16 protein-coding genes and 1 riboswitch are annotated in these 13,615 nt (G+C 35.9%); of the genes, 9 read left to right on the forward strand and 7 right to left on the reverse strand.

What is annotated here, in order from left to right:
- The first annotated feature begins 55 nt into the window (after positions 1–55).
- The 5 genes from JFU23_RS22270 (at position 56) to JFU23_RS22290 (ending at position 4,084) form a co-directional block, all read left to right on the forward strand.
- Complete coding sequence (locus JFU23_RS22270; RefSeq protein WP_002011587.1) at positions 56–775, forward strand: (Fe-S)-binding protein; 720 nt, start codon at positions 56–58, stop codon at positions 773–775.
- A gap of 16 nt (positions 776–791) precedes the next feature.
- Positions 792–2,213, forward strand: coding sequence for a LutB/LldF family L-lactate oxidation iron-sulfur protein (locus JFU23_RS22275; RefSeq protein ID WP_002011586.1), 1,422 nt, complete (start codon positions 792–794; stop codon positions 2,211–2,213).
- On the forward strand, positions 2,213–2,923 hold the full coding sequence (locus tag JFU23_RS22280) for a LutC/YkgG family protein (protein ID WP_060751333.1): 711 nt from the start codon (positions 2,213–2,215) through the stop codon (positions 2,921–2,923). The genes JFU23_RS22275 and JFU23_RS22280 overlap by 1 nt, the downstream gene beginning before the upstream one ends.
- 112 nt (positions 2,924–3,035) lie before the next feature.
- Positions 3,036–3,758: a prepilin peptidase gene (locus tag JFU23_RS22285; protein WP_085309897.1), complete on the forward strand. Its 723-nt coding sequence runs from the start codon at positions 3,036–3,038 to the stop codon at positions 3,756–3,758.
- 14 nt (positions 3,759–3,772) lie between these two features.
- Positions 3,773–4,084 carry a cyclic-phosphate processing receiver domain-containing protein gene (locus JFU23_RS22290; protein ID WP_002064363.1) on the forward strand — a complete coding sequence of 104 codons (312 nt, stop codon included), beginning with the start codon at positions 3,773–3,775 and terminating at the stop codon, positions 4,082–4,084.
- Positions 4,085–4,111: 27 nt separating this feature from the next.
- On the opposite strand, the gene JFU23_RS22295 is transcribed toward JFU23_RS22290, so the two are convergent.
- The 7 genes from JFU23_RS22295 to phaQ form a co-directional block, all read right to left on the reverse strand.
- On the reverse strand, positions 4,112–4,963 hold the full coding sequence (locus JFU23_RS22295; protein ID WP_201032727.1) for a formate/nitrite transporter family protein: 852 nt from the start codon (positions 4,961–4,963) through the stop codon (positions 4,112–4,114).
- Positions 4,964–5,172: 209 nt separating this feature from the next.
- Positions 5,173–5,967 carry a TerC family protein gene (locus tag JFU23_RS22300; RefSeq protein ID WP_085309901.1) on the reverse strand — a complete coding sequence of 265 codons (795 nt, stop codon included), beginning with the start codon at positions 5,965–5,967 and terminating at the stop codon, positions 5,173–5,175.
- Positions 5,968–6,046: 79 nt separating this feature from the next.
- Positions 6,047–6,219, reverse strand: a riboswitch (yybP-ykoY riboswitch).
- A gap of 38 nt (positions 6,220–6,257) precedes the next feature.
- Entirely contained in the window at positions 6,258–7,577 is a 1,320-nt protein-coding gene (locus tag JFU23_RS22305) for a TrkH family potassium uptake protein (protein ID WP_033708914.1), read from the reverse strand.
- Positions 7,578–7,689: 112 nt separating this feature from the next.
- Entirely contained in the window at positions 7,690–7,875 is a 186-nt protein-coding gene (locus JFU23_RS22310) for an alpha/beta-type small acid-soluble spore protein (protein ID WP_000241212.1), read from the reverse strand.
- A gap of 142 nt (positions 7,876–8,017) precedes the next feature.
- Positions 8,018–8,461: a MaoC family dehydratase gene (locus JFU23_RS22315; RefSeq protein ID WP_001067911.1), complete on the reverse strand. Its 444-nt coding sequence runs from the start codon at positions 8,459–8,461 to the stop codon at positions 8,018–8,020.
- 101 nt (positions 8,462–8,562) lie between these two features.
- The gene (gene phaP / locus JFU23_RS22320) at positions 8,563–9,087 is read right to left on the reverse strand and encodes a polyhydroxyalkanoic acid inclusion protein PhaP (RefSeq protein ID WP_002011575.1); all 525 of its coding nucleotides are present in this window, start codon (positions 9,085–9,087) and stop codon (positions 8,563–8,565) included.
- Positions 9,088–9,129: 42 nt separating this feature from the next.
- Positions 9,130–9,582, reverse strand: a complete 453-nt coding sequence (gene phaQ, locus JFU23_RS22325) for a poly-beta-hydroxybutyrate-responsive repressor (RefSeq protein WP_000903018.1) — start codon at positions 9,580–9,582, stop codon at positions 9,130–9,132.
- A 198-nt stretch (positions 9,583–9,780) separates the two neighbouring features.
- On the opposite strand from phaQ, the gene phaR reads away from it, so the two are divergent.
- The 4 genes from phaR (at position 9,781) to JFU23_RS22345 (ending at position 13,615) form a co-directional block, all read left to right on the forward strand.
- On the forward strand, positions 9,781–10,263 hold the full coding sequence (gene phaR / locus JFU23_RS22330; RefSeq protein ID WP_000566956.1) for a polyhydroxyalkanoic acid synthase subunit PhaR: 483 nt from the start codon (positions 9,781–9,783) through the stop codon (positions 10,261–10,263).
- A gap of 151 nt (positions 10,264–10,414) precedes the next feature.
- Entirely contained in the window at positions 10,415–11,158 is a 744-nt protein-coding gene (locus JFU23_RS22335) for an acetoacetyl-CoA reductase (RefSeq protein WP_201032728.1), read from the forward strand.
- 83 nt (positions 11,159–11,241) lie between these two features.
- The gene (gene phaC, locus JFU23_RS22340; protein WP_000206840.1) at positions 11,242–12,327 is read left to right on the forward strand and encodes a class III poly(R)-hydroxyalkanoic acid synthase subunit PhaC; all 1,086 of its coding nucleotides are present in this window, start codon (positions 11,242–11,244) and stop codon (positions 12,325–12,327) included.
- A 94-nt stretch (positions 12,328–12,421) separates the two neighbouring features.
- The gene (locus tag JFU23_RS22345) at positions 12,422–13,615 is read left to right on the forward strand and encodes an NAD(P)/FAD-dependent oxidoreductase (protein ID WP_201032729.1); all 1,194 of its coding nucleotides are present in this window, start codon (positions 12,422–12,424) and stop codon (positions 13,613–13,615) included.

The raw sequence follows: 13,615 nt of genomic DNA on the forward strand, positions 1-13,615 counted from the left end.
TCATCTGATGACCATATGATTTTTGGCGGAGTTGTAATGAGGGGGAATTATAGTTATGAAAGTTACTTTATTTGTTACTTGTTTAGTCGATATGTTTGAAACAAACGTCGGTAAAGCAACAGTTGAAGTATTGGAGCGTTTAGGTTGTGAAATTGAATTTCCAGAAGCACAAGTTTGTTGTGGTCAGCCTGCTTATAATAGCGGCCATGTAGAAGCAGCAAAAGAAGCGATGAAACATATGATTGAAACTTTCGAAGATGCAGAATATATCGTTACGCCATCTGGATCTTGTGCGACAATGTTTCATGAGTATCCGCATGTTTTTAAAGATGATCCGAAGTGGGCTAAACGTGCACAAAAGGTTGCTGATAAAACATATGAATTTACACAATTTATTGTAGATGTTTTAAAAGTTACAGATGTTGGTGCAAGTTTACCAGGGATAGCTACTATTCATAAATCTTGTCATATGACACGCCTGCTTGGAGTAAAAGAGGCACCAGGAATTTTATTATCAAGCGTAAAAGGATTAATTGTGAGAGAACTGCCGAACGTGCAAAATTGTTGTGGGTTTGGGGGAACGTTTTCAGTTAAGATGACTCCAATTTCTGAGCAAATGGTAGATGAAAAAGTAGATAGTGTAATGGAAACAGGTGCTGATTATTTAATCGGTGCAGATTGTGGGTGTTTGTTAAACATTGGCGGACGTATTGAGCGTTTAGGAAAAGAAGTAAAAGTAATGCATATTGCTGAGGTCTTGAATAGTCGCTCATGAAGGGGGAACATAAGCTATGTCTATGAAAATCAGTGAGAAAAAATTTAATGATCGCGTTGGCGATGGAATTCAAGATTCGTTTATGCGCGGAGCGGTATCTTCTGCACAAACGCGTTTATATACAAATCGATTAAAAGCAGCTGACGAGTTGGGAAACTGGGAAGAGTGGCGTGAACTAGGTGAACAAATTCGTCAACATACGTTAGAAAATCTTGATTATTATTTAATGCAGTTAAGTGAAAATGTATCAAAAAGAGGCGGTCACGTTTACTTTGCGAAAACGAAAGAGGATGCAGCAAAGTATATTCAAGACGTTGCAAAAAAGAAACAAGCGAAGAAAGTTGTAAAATCAAAATCAATGGTAACTGAAGAAATTAGTATGAATCATGCCCTTGAAGAGATTGGTTGTGAAGTGTTAGAGAGTGACTTAGGAGAGTATATCTTGCAAGTAGATAACGATCCACCATCACATATTATTGCGCCTGCACTTCATAAAAACAGAACGCAAATTCGTGATGTATTTAAAGAAAAACTTGGATATGAAAATTCTGATGATCCATACGAAATGACAAAGTTTGTTCGTAAACAACTTCGTGAGAAATTTATGGATGCAGAAATTGGTGTGACAGGTTGTAACTTCGCTGTTGCAAATACTGGCTCTCTTTGTTTAGTGACGAACGAAGGTAATGCCGATCTTGTCATGTCGATTCCGAAAACACAAATTGCAGTAATGGGTATGGAACGTATGGTTCCGACAATGGAAGAATTAGATGTTTTAGTTGGTTTACTATGTCGTAGTGCGGTAGGTCAAAAATTAACAAGTTATGTAACAGTAGCAGGACCAATTCAAGAGGAAGAGGTAGATGGACCAGAAGAGTTTCATTTAGTCGTTGTTGATAATGGCCGCTCTCAAATTCTTGGATCGGAATTCCGTTCAATATTGCAATGTATTCGTTGTGCCGCTTGTGTTAACGTATGTCCCGTATATCGTCACGTTGGTGGACATTCGTATGGATCTATTTATTCAGGACCAATCGGTGCGGTATTAACACCACTTTTAGGTGGGTATGACGATTACAAAGAGCTTCCTTATGCATCTAGTTTATGCGGAGCATGTACAGAAGCTTGTCCAGTAAAAATTCCATTACATGATTTATTATTAAAACATCGTCAAGTTATCGTTGAGCAAGAAGGTCGTGCCCCACTTGCAGAAAAATTAGCAATGAAAATGTTTAGTATGGGTGCTTCTTCAGCAGCTTTATATAAAATGGGATCGAAAATGGCACCGGCAGCAATGAGCCCATTTACATCTGGTAACCGTGTATCAAAAGGTGTTGGACCACTTAAAAACTGGACGGATATTCGTGAATTCCCGGCTCCAAGTAAAGAACGATTCCGTGATTGGTATAAAGATCATAAGAAAGGCGGGGACAAATAATGACAGGATTAATTCAAAACCGTGAGTCCTTTCTAGATAATATCGCAAAAGAACTTGGGCGCGCGCGTAAAACAGAAGGTGTAGAACGACCAGCATGGAAAAGTAATGTGAATGTAGAAACGTTAAAAGATTATTCACAAGAAGAATTGTTAGAAGTATTTAAAAAGCAATGTACAAACATTCATACAACTGTTGTGGAAACGACAAACGACCGCTTACGTGAAGATATTCAAAAAGTAATCGTTGAAAACGGCGGAGGACCTATTATATTATCAGCAGATGAACGTTTTGATTCCTATGGATTGACTTCTTTATTTAAAGAAGAGCTTCCAAAGCAAAATGTTGAGGTAAATGTATGGGATCCTCAGAAAAAAGAAGAGAATATGCGTATAGCGGAAAAAGCGAATATCGGTATTGCATTTAGTGATTATACTTTAGCTGAATCTGGTACGATTGTTGTACAAAGTCATAAAGGACAAGGGCGTTCTTTACACTTTTTACCGACTGTATACTTTGCTATTATTCCACGTGAAACACTTGTACCGCGTATTACACAAGCAGTTCAACATATGAACTCTCGTGTGGAAAAAGGTGAAGCAGTTGCATCTTGTATTAACTTTATTACAGGACCAAGTAACTCTGCGGATATTGAAATGAATCTTGTTGTCGGAGTACACGGGCCGTTAAAAGCAGTATATTTCATCGTATAAAATAGGGGAAAGCAGGCCGGAAAACGGCCTGCTTTTTTAATAGAATAAAGATAATATGAAGTAGAAGTTCTCTCCTTTTTTTGTTATGTTTTTTTGGAAAGGAGAGGAAGGGATGTTCACTTATTTATATGCATTGTTAATAGGTATGGTGTTTGGTTCTTTTTTTATGGTGATTGCGATGAGAGTTCCAGTAGGGGAATCTATTATTACACCGCGTTCGTACTGTCATTACTGCAAGTATACGTTACAGCCGAAAGAACTTATTCCAATCATTTCATTTTGTATACAAAAAGGGCGTTGTACGAATTGTAAGAGCAAAATCTCAAGTTTGTACATAGTATTTGAATTTGTTACAGGCAGTTTATTTTTTCTTACTGTATATGTAATTGGAATGGAAAGAGAGCTCATCATCATTTTATCGCTTTTTTCGTTACTTCTAATTATTTCAGTTACAGATTTAGTATATATGCTAATACCTAATCGTATTTTAATTTGGTTTGTGCTTTTGCTTATTTTAGAATGTATTTTTGTACCGTTAGTTACTTGGATAGATAGTTTAGCTGGTAGTGGAACTATATTCATTTTGTTATATTGCATGCAAAAGATTTATCCAGATGGTCTTGGCGGAGGTGATGTAAAATTACTTTCGTTACTCGGATGTATAGTCGGAGTGAAAGGGGTTTTTATAACTTTATTTTTAGCATCTTGCTTTAGTCTTTGTTTTTTCGGGATAGGTATAGCGCTAAAACGTATAAACATAAGAACTCCAATTCCGTTCGGACCTTTTATTAGCCTAGGAGCAATATGTTATGTGTTGGTCACATATGCAAAATAGAGAGGAGATAGAAAATGAATGTATATATGGATGATCAAAGAAGTTGCCCATACGGATATGTTTTGGCAACTACAGTAGAATCTGCCTTGCAAATTGTTAGGGATAATGAGGTGAATATTATTTCCCTCGATTATAATATGGGATGGCGACAAAAAAGTGGGTTAGATTTCGTAGAAGCTTTCTGCAACGAAGGTTTATATGTTAATGAAATTCACCTTCATACAAATGATGTCATCGGTATGCATCAGATGAAAAAGAGCATAGAGAGAGGGAAGGAAAACGGGGAAATTAATCCTTATATTGCCTTGAAATATGTAGGGAGCTAAAAACTCCAAAGTAAAACTTTGGAGTTTTTAATGTTTCATATGTGCTTGTAAAGGAATAATTTCCTCCGTTTGAGCTCCAACTAATTGAGTTTTCTCTTGTTCAACAACAGGTGTTTTCTTTGTTAAGTAATGATATACCATACCGACAAATACGGATCCGCCAATAATGTTACCGATTGTAACTGGAATTAAGTTATGAATAGCGCCCGCAAAAGAAATTGTCTCAGGATGTGGTGATACTAAAGATAAAGCAAACAGTGATAAGTTTGCAATGCTATGCTCATAACCAGATAAAAAGAAAGTGAAAACGAGCATCATCATCATTAATATTTTTGCTGTGTCACCTTTCACTTGAGAAGGTAAGAAGCAGGCAAGACATACGAGCCAGTTACATAAAATCGCTTTAAAGAATAATTGCATTGTAGGTGTATTCATCTTTCCTTCAACAACTTTATTCATTAAATGACTGCGATCAATTGCTTCGAAAATTCCAGTTGCGTAAAATAGTAAGGCAAAGAATAAAGCGCCAGCTAAGTTACCTGCATAACAAGCAACCCAGTTGCGAAGTGTATCAGAAATCGTTGTTTCTTTTCTTAAAGTTGCCACTGTGAAGTACATTGTATTGCCAGTAAATAATTCAGCGCCGCCATATATAATAAGTACGAGAGCAATTCCGAAAAACATGGAGGAAGCTAAATATGTTGCTGGTGAATCTGCAATATGAAAAAAGTTACCTAATTTAAAACATAGTACAATAATAAAACCGATATAAATGCCCGCAAGTGCAGCACGAATGAAATATTGCATTGGATTTATATCTAGCATTTGTTTTTTGCTCTTAGCCAGTTTTACAACGTAATCTAATCCTTGTTCTAGCATGAGTAATACGCTCCTTTAATACATCGTCTATAAATACTCCTTATATGAATAAGGTACATGGATTTGTTCATAGTTTCAATAAGTTTGTGCAATATTTCACAAAAAGGACATACATCTAGAAAGGAAGCGTTTACAAAAGGTAGTATAATGGAATTTTTTCTGAAAATAGAGAGGGGAATTGAAACAAGAAAAAAGAAAAAGCGCTGTAATTACAGCGCTTTTTCGTCTAAATTCTTTTCTACTTTTACTTCTACTTCTTTCGAGAAGAACCAACCGCAAACTGCGATTCCAACTAATACAATCCAGAATGTAAGCTTCCACGGAGTGGATTCTGGGAATGAATGCGGAAGGACATTTAAAGCAGGGTGTGCTAGCGTATAAACTGTTAATTTCACACCAACCCAACCTACAATTAAAAATGCTGCAGTTTCAAGTCCTGGTTTACGTTTTAATATTTGTACGAAAGCAGTTGCTGCAAATCGCATTATCACTAATCCGATAAGTCCACCTGTAAAGATAACGATAAATTGACCTGTATCAAGACTACCAACCGTACCTAATCCTGTTTTCGGTAAAGTCACTGCTAATGCAACAGCAGCTAAAATTGAATCAACTGCGAAGGCGATATCAGCAACTTCGACTTTAAATACAGTCCACCAAAAGTTCTCTTGTTTTTTCTTTGCTTCTTTTTCTTCTGTTTCTTCATGTGTATTCTTTTTAACATACGTTTTAAATAAGTGATTCCCCGCGATAAACATAAGATAAATCGCACCAATTGCTTGCACTTGCCATACATCTACTAGGAACGAAATCATAAATAGTGATCCGAAGCGGAAAACGAACGCTCCTGCTAATCCATAAAATAGTGCTTTCTTTCGTTTTTCTTCTGGTAAATGTTTTACCATAATTGCGAGAACGAGAGCGTTATCAGCCGCTAAAATCCCCTCTAGTGCAATTAGGATGAGTAATACCCAACCATACTCCAATAATAATGATACATCCATGTACATTCTCCTCTCATTTCTATAAAGACTAAACAAGTGAAGAAGTTCCCCACTGTTTAGTTTCCCCATACTCCTGCGTATCAACGGTGGAAGGAATTTGAAAACAAAAAAGACCTCTGCCGTTGATAGGCAAAGGTCTTGCTAGACATATGTAATGAAAATGCCAACAAAGCCGGAAGAACTAAGTTCTACGTAATGACGACTTTGTTTCCAAGAAATAGTTCTTGGACGCTACTCCCCTTTGGAGATATGCTATTGTACTCTCATTATATGGATAATTTATACGGTTGTCAACCTGTTAAAATATCTTCGTTTGGATATTTTATTTTTCTTTGTTTTTTACGTGCAAATGAAAAGGCTAATGTTAAAGGCCCCATCTTTCCAAAAAACATCATAAAGATAATAATTGTTTTGCCGATGATTGTTAAGTGTGGCGTCAAATTCATGCTAAGGCCGACAGTTCCAAATGCTGAAAATACTTCAAAAGCACTCATTAATAAAGGAACCTTCTCAGTGATGCTTAAAATTAAAATGGAAAGAAAAATAAAAGAAATTGAAATAATAGTAATCGTTAATGATTTGACAATGAGCGTATCTTTAATGGATTTTTTAAACACGACAATATCATCTTGTTCTTGCAAAAATTTAAATACGCCGAAAAACATAATCAAAAAAGTCGTTAACTTAATCCCACCACCAGTTGAAGCACTGCCAGCACCAATAAACATAAGAAGCATCATTAATAAAAGTGAAGGTTTTGATAATGCAGAGATATCAACAGTATTAAACCCGGCAGTACGTGTTGAAACCGCTTGAAAATAAGCAGCCATACCTTCTTCAAATGGTGTAAAACCTCTCATGGAAATTGAATTATGGAACTCAAATATAAAGATAAAAGCTGTAGCAATAATATTGACGATTAGAGTAGAAGAGAGCATAAGCTTTGAGTGCAAAGTAAGGTTTTTAAAGTTTTTCTTTCTTTTTATATCTACGATAACCGTAAAACCAATCCCACCTAAAATAATGAGGGAAGAAATAACGAGATTGACGAGAATGCTATGGGAGTGCGACATTAAATTATCGCTCCACACAGAAAACCCAGCATTGTTAAAGGCTGAGATAGAATGAAAAAAGCTATAATATATACCTTTGGCAACCCCGTATTTTGGTACCCATTCAAAAGAGAGAAGTAAAGTAGCGATACATTCTACAGTAAAAGAAAATAAAAATAATGCTTTTGCAAGACGAATGATTCCGCCGACATTTGTTTGGTTTAATGCTTGTTGTAATAAAATCCGGTTTTGAAGGCCGATTTTTCTGCCGAGCATAATTGCGATTAAAACAGCAAAGCTCATAATGCCAAGCCCGCCAACTTGTATAAGTGTTAAAATGACACATTGGCCAAATAAGGTAAATACTTTACCAGTGTCCACAACACCAAGCCCTGTAACCGTACAAGCAGAAACCGTTGTAAATAAAGCATCGAGCCATGAAATAGACGTTGTTGTAGCAATTGGCAATTTCAATAGGCATGTACCGATAATTGATAGCATAATAAAAGATACAGTAAGAACACGGGGAGGACTCATGCTAATGTTAATCCGTTTCATTTCACATATCGTTCCTTTCGATTTGCTCTTACTAGTATGTGAAGAATCACTATTATGTATGTTAAAAAGAAAGAGGCAGAGAATATCTGCCTCTAAGCCATAGGTTATATAGTTATCCGCGTAATTGTTGTTGAGCTAAAGCAACAAGACGTTTCGTTACTTCACCGCCAACTGATCCGTTAGAACGAGATGCTGTATTAGATCCTAAGCTTACACCGAATTCTTGTGCGATTTCATATTTGAATTGTTCAAGTGCTTGCTCTGCACCCGGAACTAGTAATTTGTTTGTTTTCACCATGTTGATACACATCCTTAAAGAGTAATCCAGTTTAGCTAAGTGCTATCTGGTAATGTTATTTTATGTGTAAACGACGTACTCATACACGGAAGTAAACGGTGTGATTAGAAGTTCTTGGATAGAAAAAAGAGTAGCAAATTTGCTACTCTTTTTTCAGTATTGTCGCTGTACCTTCTACGACAATATCATCAGATTGATTATATATGTTTGTTTGCAATGTGATAATTTTTTTATCGTCCCGTTTTTTAATAACTTCTGCCACAACGCGAAGTGTATCACCGATTTTGACAGGAGCACGGAATGAAACGTTTTGTGATAAATAAATCGTATTTTTGCCAGGAAGTTTCGTTCCAAGAATGGTAGAAATAAAACTTGAAACGAGCATGCCATGGGCAATACGTTCTTTGAACATTGTCGTTTTTGCAAAAGAGTCTAGAATGTGAATAGGATTTACATCTCCAGTCAATTTTGCAAAATTGATAACGTCCTCATCCGTAATTTTTTTTGTAAGTGATGCTTGATCACCGACTTGAATCTCATCGTAACGAAGCTCCGGAACAGTTTGTGCTTCTTGAAATGGATTCATTTTGTCCTCCTTCTTTTCCATATCGAAAAATGTAAGCCATCTTGATGTAGTAGGAGGAAGAAAGAGTTTTGTTTGTGCTGCAGTTAGTTGCCACATTTTTCTTACTTGATGGAAGTAAATAGATTTTTTGAGTTTTCCTCGAACTGCTTTGCGAGTTCTAGTTGTTTGGACTTGAACTCTCCCAAAAAAACTTCTAACTGTTTTTGAACCTCTTCACGTTGCGACTGTTGTTGTTCGATAAAGTGTTTTGTTGTTTCTTCAAATTGGCCGCTAGTTTGAGTAAGAATAGACAAAGATGTTTTCGTAGGCGAAACAGTAAGTTGGTGCATTTGATTAGAAAGCTCATTCCACTTTTCTTGCCACTCGTTAATTTGATCATTTAAGGAGTTTCCAGTTAATTGCTTCACATAGTCTGTATATTGGTTATTGAACTGAGCAGTGAATTGGTGTAGTTCTTTTTCTAGTTCATCTACTCCTGATGTTAATTTATGCAAAGCGTCTTGTTGTTGTTTTAACGTTTCTAAAGTAAGTTGCTCTAATTGTTTCCCAGCTGAAGAGAAGAGGGAAAGAGATTGAGACCAGTTTTTCCAAAATGCATCGACTAATTCGTATGGCTTAGTTTCCATTGTTTGACCTCCAAATGTTTTTTTGCATATTGTGAACGCAGATTACTCTGCTGTACCACCAGGTGAAGATGAAGAATCCTTTTCATCCTTTTCTGGAGAAGTAGAAAATGGAAAGAATGCATTGGTGTATAACGTGAAAAACGTCCGCAACATATTTTGATAATGTTCAAAAGAAGTCGCACATGTTGTTAAATATTGCTCTCCATATTCTGTTAAAGAATAAATTCGTTTCGCTGGCCCGCCTTCGCTTGTATCCCAAGTAGAAGAAATAAGATTTTCTTTTTCTAATTTGCGTAGTGTCCTATACACATTACCTTGGTCAACAGAAGAAAAGCCGATGTCCATTAGCATTTGAATAAGTTTGTAACCATGAAGACTCCAGTCTTTTAGACAGAGAAGTAAGAAAGGAACTAAGAAGTTTTTTGGCATGGAGTTTGGTTGTTTCGCTTGGTTTTTTTCCAAACTTTCTGGGTGTTCTGGTTCATTATGTAGCATGATTGTGCATCACCTCATGAATCAGTTAGATGGAATTTTTTGCTTATAAGTGCAATTTACACCTATCTGTTTTTAATGTCAATACATTTGTTAGAAAATAAAGAAAAATAAAATATATACTTGAAGTTTTATTCGGAATATTAGAAAATAGTGAATAGGTTGAATTGTTTCAAAAACGAAAAAGGGAGTGTAGTCGAAGTGATTGATCAAAAATTCGATCCATTGCAAGCATGGAAAAATGCTTATGAACAAACCGAAACATTTTGGGGAAAAGCGCTCAATGAAACAATTAAAACAGAAGAATATTCTGCTTGGATGGGCAGCGTTCTAGATTTGAATTTGTTTTATCAAAAAGCATTAAATGATACGACAAAAAATTATTTAGAACAGGTGAATGTGCCGACGAGAGAGGATATCGCTAGAGTAGCTACGCTTGTTATTAACTTAGAAAATAAAGTTGATAACATCGAGGAAATTCTAGAAGAGAAAGTGGATTCATTAGGACAAGCTCCTACATTAAAGCGTGATGTTACGAAAGTAAAACAAGATATGCGCACGTTAGAAACGAAAGTTGATCAAATTTTAGAATTGCTAGAAAAGCAAAATGCAGTACTAGCTAAACTACAAGTACCTGTAAAAGAAGAAGTAAAGCCTGTAAATAAGCCAGAAAATAAAAAATGATAATGGCGTTTGTTTATAACGTGTAAAAGAGAGAGGGAGAATCTCTTTTCATGTATAAACAACGAAACATAATTAATATATGGACTCAATAGTATGAGTACCAAAATGATTCATAACAATCGTTCACAAATTCATTTAAGGGGGAAAAGAAATGGTTCAATTAAATGGCAAAGTAGCAATCGTAACAGGTGGGGCAAAAGGAATTGGAAAAGCAATTACAGTAGCATTAGCAGAAGAGGGAGCAAAAGTAGTTATTAACTATAACAGCAGTAAAGAAGCAGCTGAAAACTTAGTAAGTGAATTAGGAAAAGAAGGACATGACGTTTATGCAGTTCAAGCGGATGTTTCTAAAGTAGAAGATGCAAACAGACTTGTAGAAGAAGCTGTGAATCATTTTGGTCAAGTTGATATTCTTGTTAATAATGCTGGTATTACAAGAGATCGTACATTCAAAAAATTAAATCGTGAAGATTGGGAGCGCGTAATTGACGTGAACTTAAGCAGTGTATTTAATACGACAAGCGCGGTACTTCCATACATATCGGAAGCAGAAGAAGGAAGAATCATTAGTATTTCTTCTATTATTGGCCAAGCTGGTGGATTTGGACAAACAAACTACTCAGCAGCAAAAGCAGGTATGCTAGGATTTACAAAATCATTAGCGTTAGAACTTGCAAGAACAAATGTAACTGTAAACGCAATTTGCCCAGGATTTATTGATACTGAAATGGTAGCAGAAGTACCAGAAGAAGTGCGTCAAAAAATCGTTGCGAAAATCCCGAAAAAACGTTTTGGTCAAGCTGATGAAATTGCAAAAGGTGTAGTATATCTATGCCGTGACGGTGCGTATATCACAGGTCAGCAATTAAACATTAACGGCGGATTATACATGTAATGAAGTAGGAAAAAAGTGCATATCCATAGCAGGAATGCACTTCTTTTTTTAGAAAGAAATTGACCAAAAAGGAGATAGGAAAAATGACTACATTCGTAACGGAATGGGAAAAGCAATTGGAGTTGTACCCAGAAGAATATCGTAAAGCATATCGCCGTGTGAAAAGAGCGAGCGAAGTTTTATTACGCGAACCAGAACCACAAGTTGGTTTAACACCGAAAGAGGTTATTTGGACGAAGAATAAAACGAAGCTGTATCGTTACATTCCAAAACAAGAAAAAACACAGAGAGTTCCAATCTTATTAATATACGCTCTTATTAATAAACCGTATATTATGGATTTAACTCCAGGAAATAGTTTAGTGGAATATTTAGTAGATCGTGGTTTTGATGTGTATATGCTTGATTGGGGCACATTCGGTTTAGAAGATAGTCATTTGAAGTTTGATGATTTCGTGTTCGATTATATTGCAAAAGCAGTGAAAAAAGTAATGAGAACTGCAAAATCGGACGAGATTTCTTTACTTGGTTATTGCATGGGTGGAACGTTAACATCTATTTATGCAGCGCTTCATCCGGACATGCCAATTCGAAACTTGATTTTTATGACAAGTCCTTTTGATTTCTCTGAAACAGGATTATACGGTCCTTTATTAGATGAGAAATATTTCAATTTAGATAAAGCGGTTGATACATTCGGAAATATTCCGCCAGAAATGATTGATTTCGGAAATAAGATGTTAAAACCAATTACAAACTTTGTCGGTCCATATGTTGCTTTAGTCGATCGTTCAGAAAATGAGCGCTTCGTCGAAAGTTGGAAATTAGTTCAAAAGTGGGTAGGCGATGGTATTCCGTTCCCAGGTGAATCGTATAGACAATGGATTCGTGATTTTTATCAAAATAATAAATTAGTGAAGGGTGAACTCGTTATTCGCGGACAAAAGGTAGACCTTGCAAATATTAAGGCGAATGTCTTAAATATTTCTGCGAAACGTGATCATATCGCTCTGCCATGTCAAGTAGAAGCTTTACTTGATCATATTTCTAGCACAGATAAACAGTATGTATGTTTACCGACAGGACATATGTCTATCGTGTATGGTGGAACAGCTGTAAAGCAAACATATCCGACGGTTGGAAATTGGCTTGAAGAGCGTTCTAATTAAAGAGAAGAAATCCAACTAGCTTATGTTAGTTGGATTTTTTTATGGAAAATGACGAAACATAGGAAGGAGAAAAATACATTGTAGGAGTATAATTATGAAGCTTATGACTGGTAAGTTGTTTTGGAATTCTGGAGTTTCTGTACCTTGTTATCCAACGTTAGAAAATGATATGATATGTGATGTACTAGTAATTGGAAGTGGAGAAGCGGGTGCTCATATAGCGTATTCGTTAGCTAAAATTGGAATGCGTGTTATGCTCATTGAAAAAAGAGCAATTGCATGTGGTAGCACAGCTGCAAATACAGGATTATTACAATTTGTTCATGATAAATCGTTAACCTCTCTTATTCATACATTTGGTGAAGAGAAAGGGGTACGAGCATATAGACTTTGTTATGAAGCGCTGCAAACAATGGAGAAGGTTGTGCCAACTCTCGATATTGATCCCCATTTTATTCCGCGAAATAGTTTGTATTATGCAAGTAGAGATGAGGATGTTTCATTTTTACAAGAAGAATATAATACGTTACGCCATTATGGATTTCCGGTTGAATATTTTACAGAGTCTGATATTAAGAAACGTTATTCATTTGCAAAACAAGCAGCGTTATATACAAGCGGTGATGCAGAAGTGAATCCGTATTTATTAGCGCATAGTCTTTTGCATAAAGCGAAACAAATGGACGCTACTATATACGAACATACAGAGGCATTACATATTAAACAAATCCAAAATGATTTAATTTGTTACACGAATACAGGAAATAAAATAGTAGCAAAGAATATTATTATGGCGACAGGTTATGAAGCAATTTTTGGAAAGAAAGAAAAAAATACAACAGTAGAAACGTCTTATGCCGTTGTGACAAATAAGATAGATTATTTTGAAGGCTGGCATGAGCAATCGTTAATTTGGGAAACAGCACGTCCGTATTTGTATAGTCGAACGTATCAAAACCGCATTGTTATAGGCGGATTAGATGAGGCGCTGAAAATTCAAAAAATCGGCGATACGAAATTACTGCATAAGCGTGATCTTCTTATTAACATTGTAAAAGAAATGTTCCCGCAGTATAAAAATATACGGGCAGAGTACTATTGGGCAGCAGCATTTGGTGGCAGTCATGACGGTCTTCCTATTTTAAAAGAAGATAAAAAAATACATAATTTATATTACGCACTGCCGTATGGGGGAAATGGAACTGTATACGGAATGGTATTTGCGAAACTATTTCAGCAGTTATTTACAAATGAAGAAAGTGATGATTTTTCTTTATTTAATCGATAG

This window comes from Bacillus sp. TH50 (assembly GCF_016650565.1).
Lineage (GTDB): Bacteria > Bacillota > Bacilli > Bacillales > Bacillaceae_G > Bacillus_A > Bacillus_A mycoides.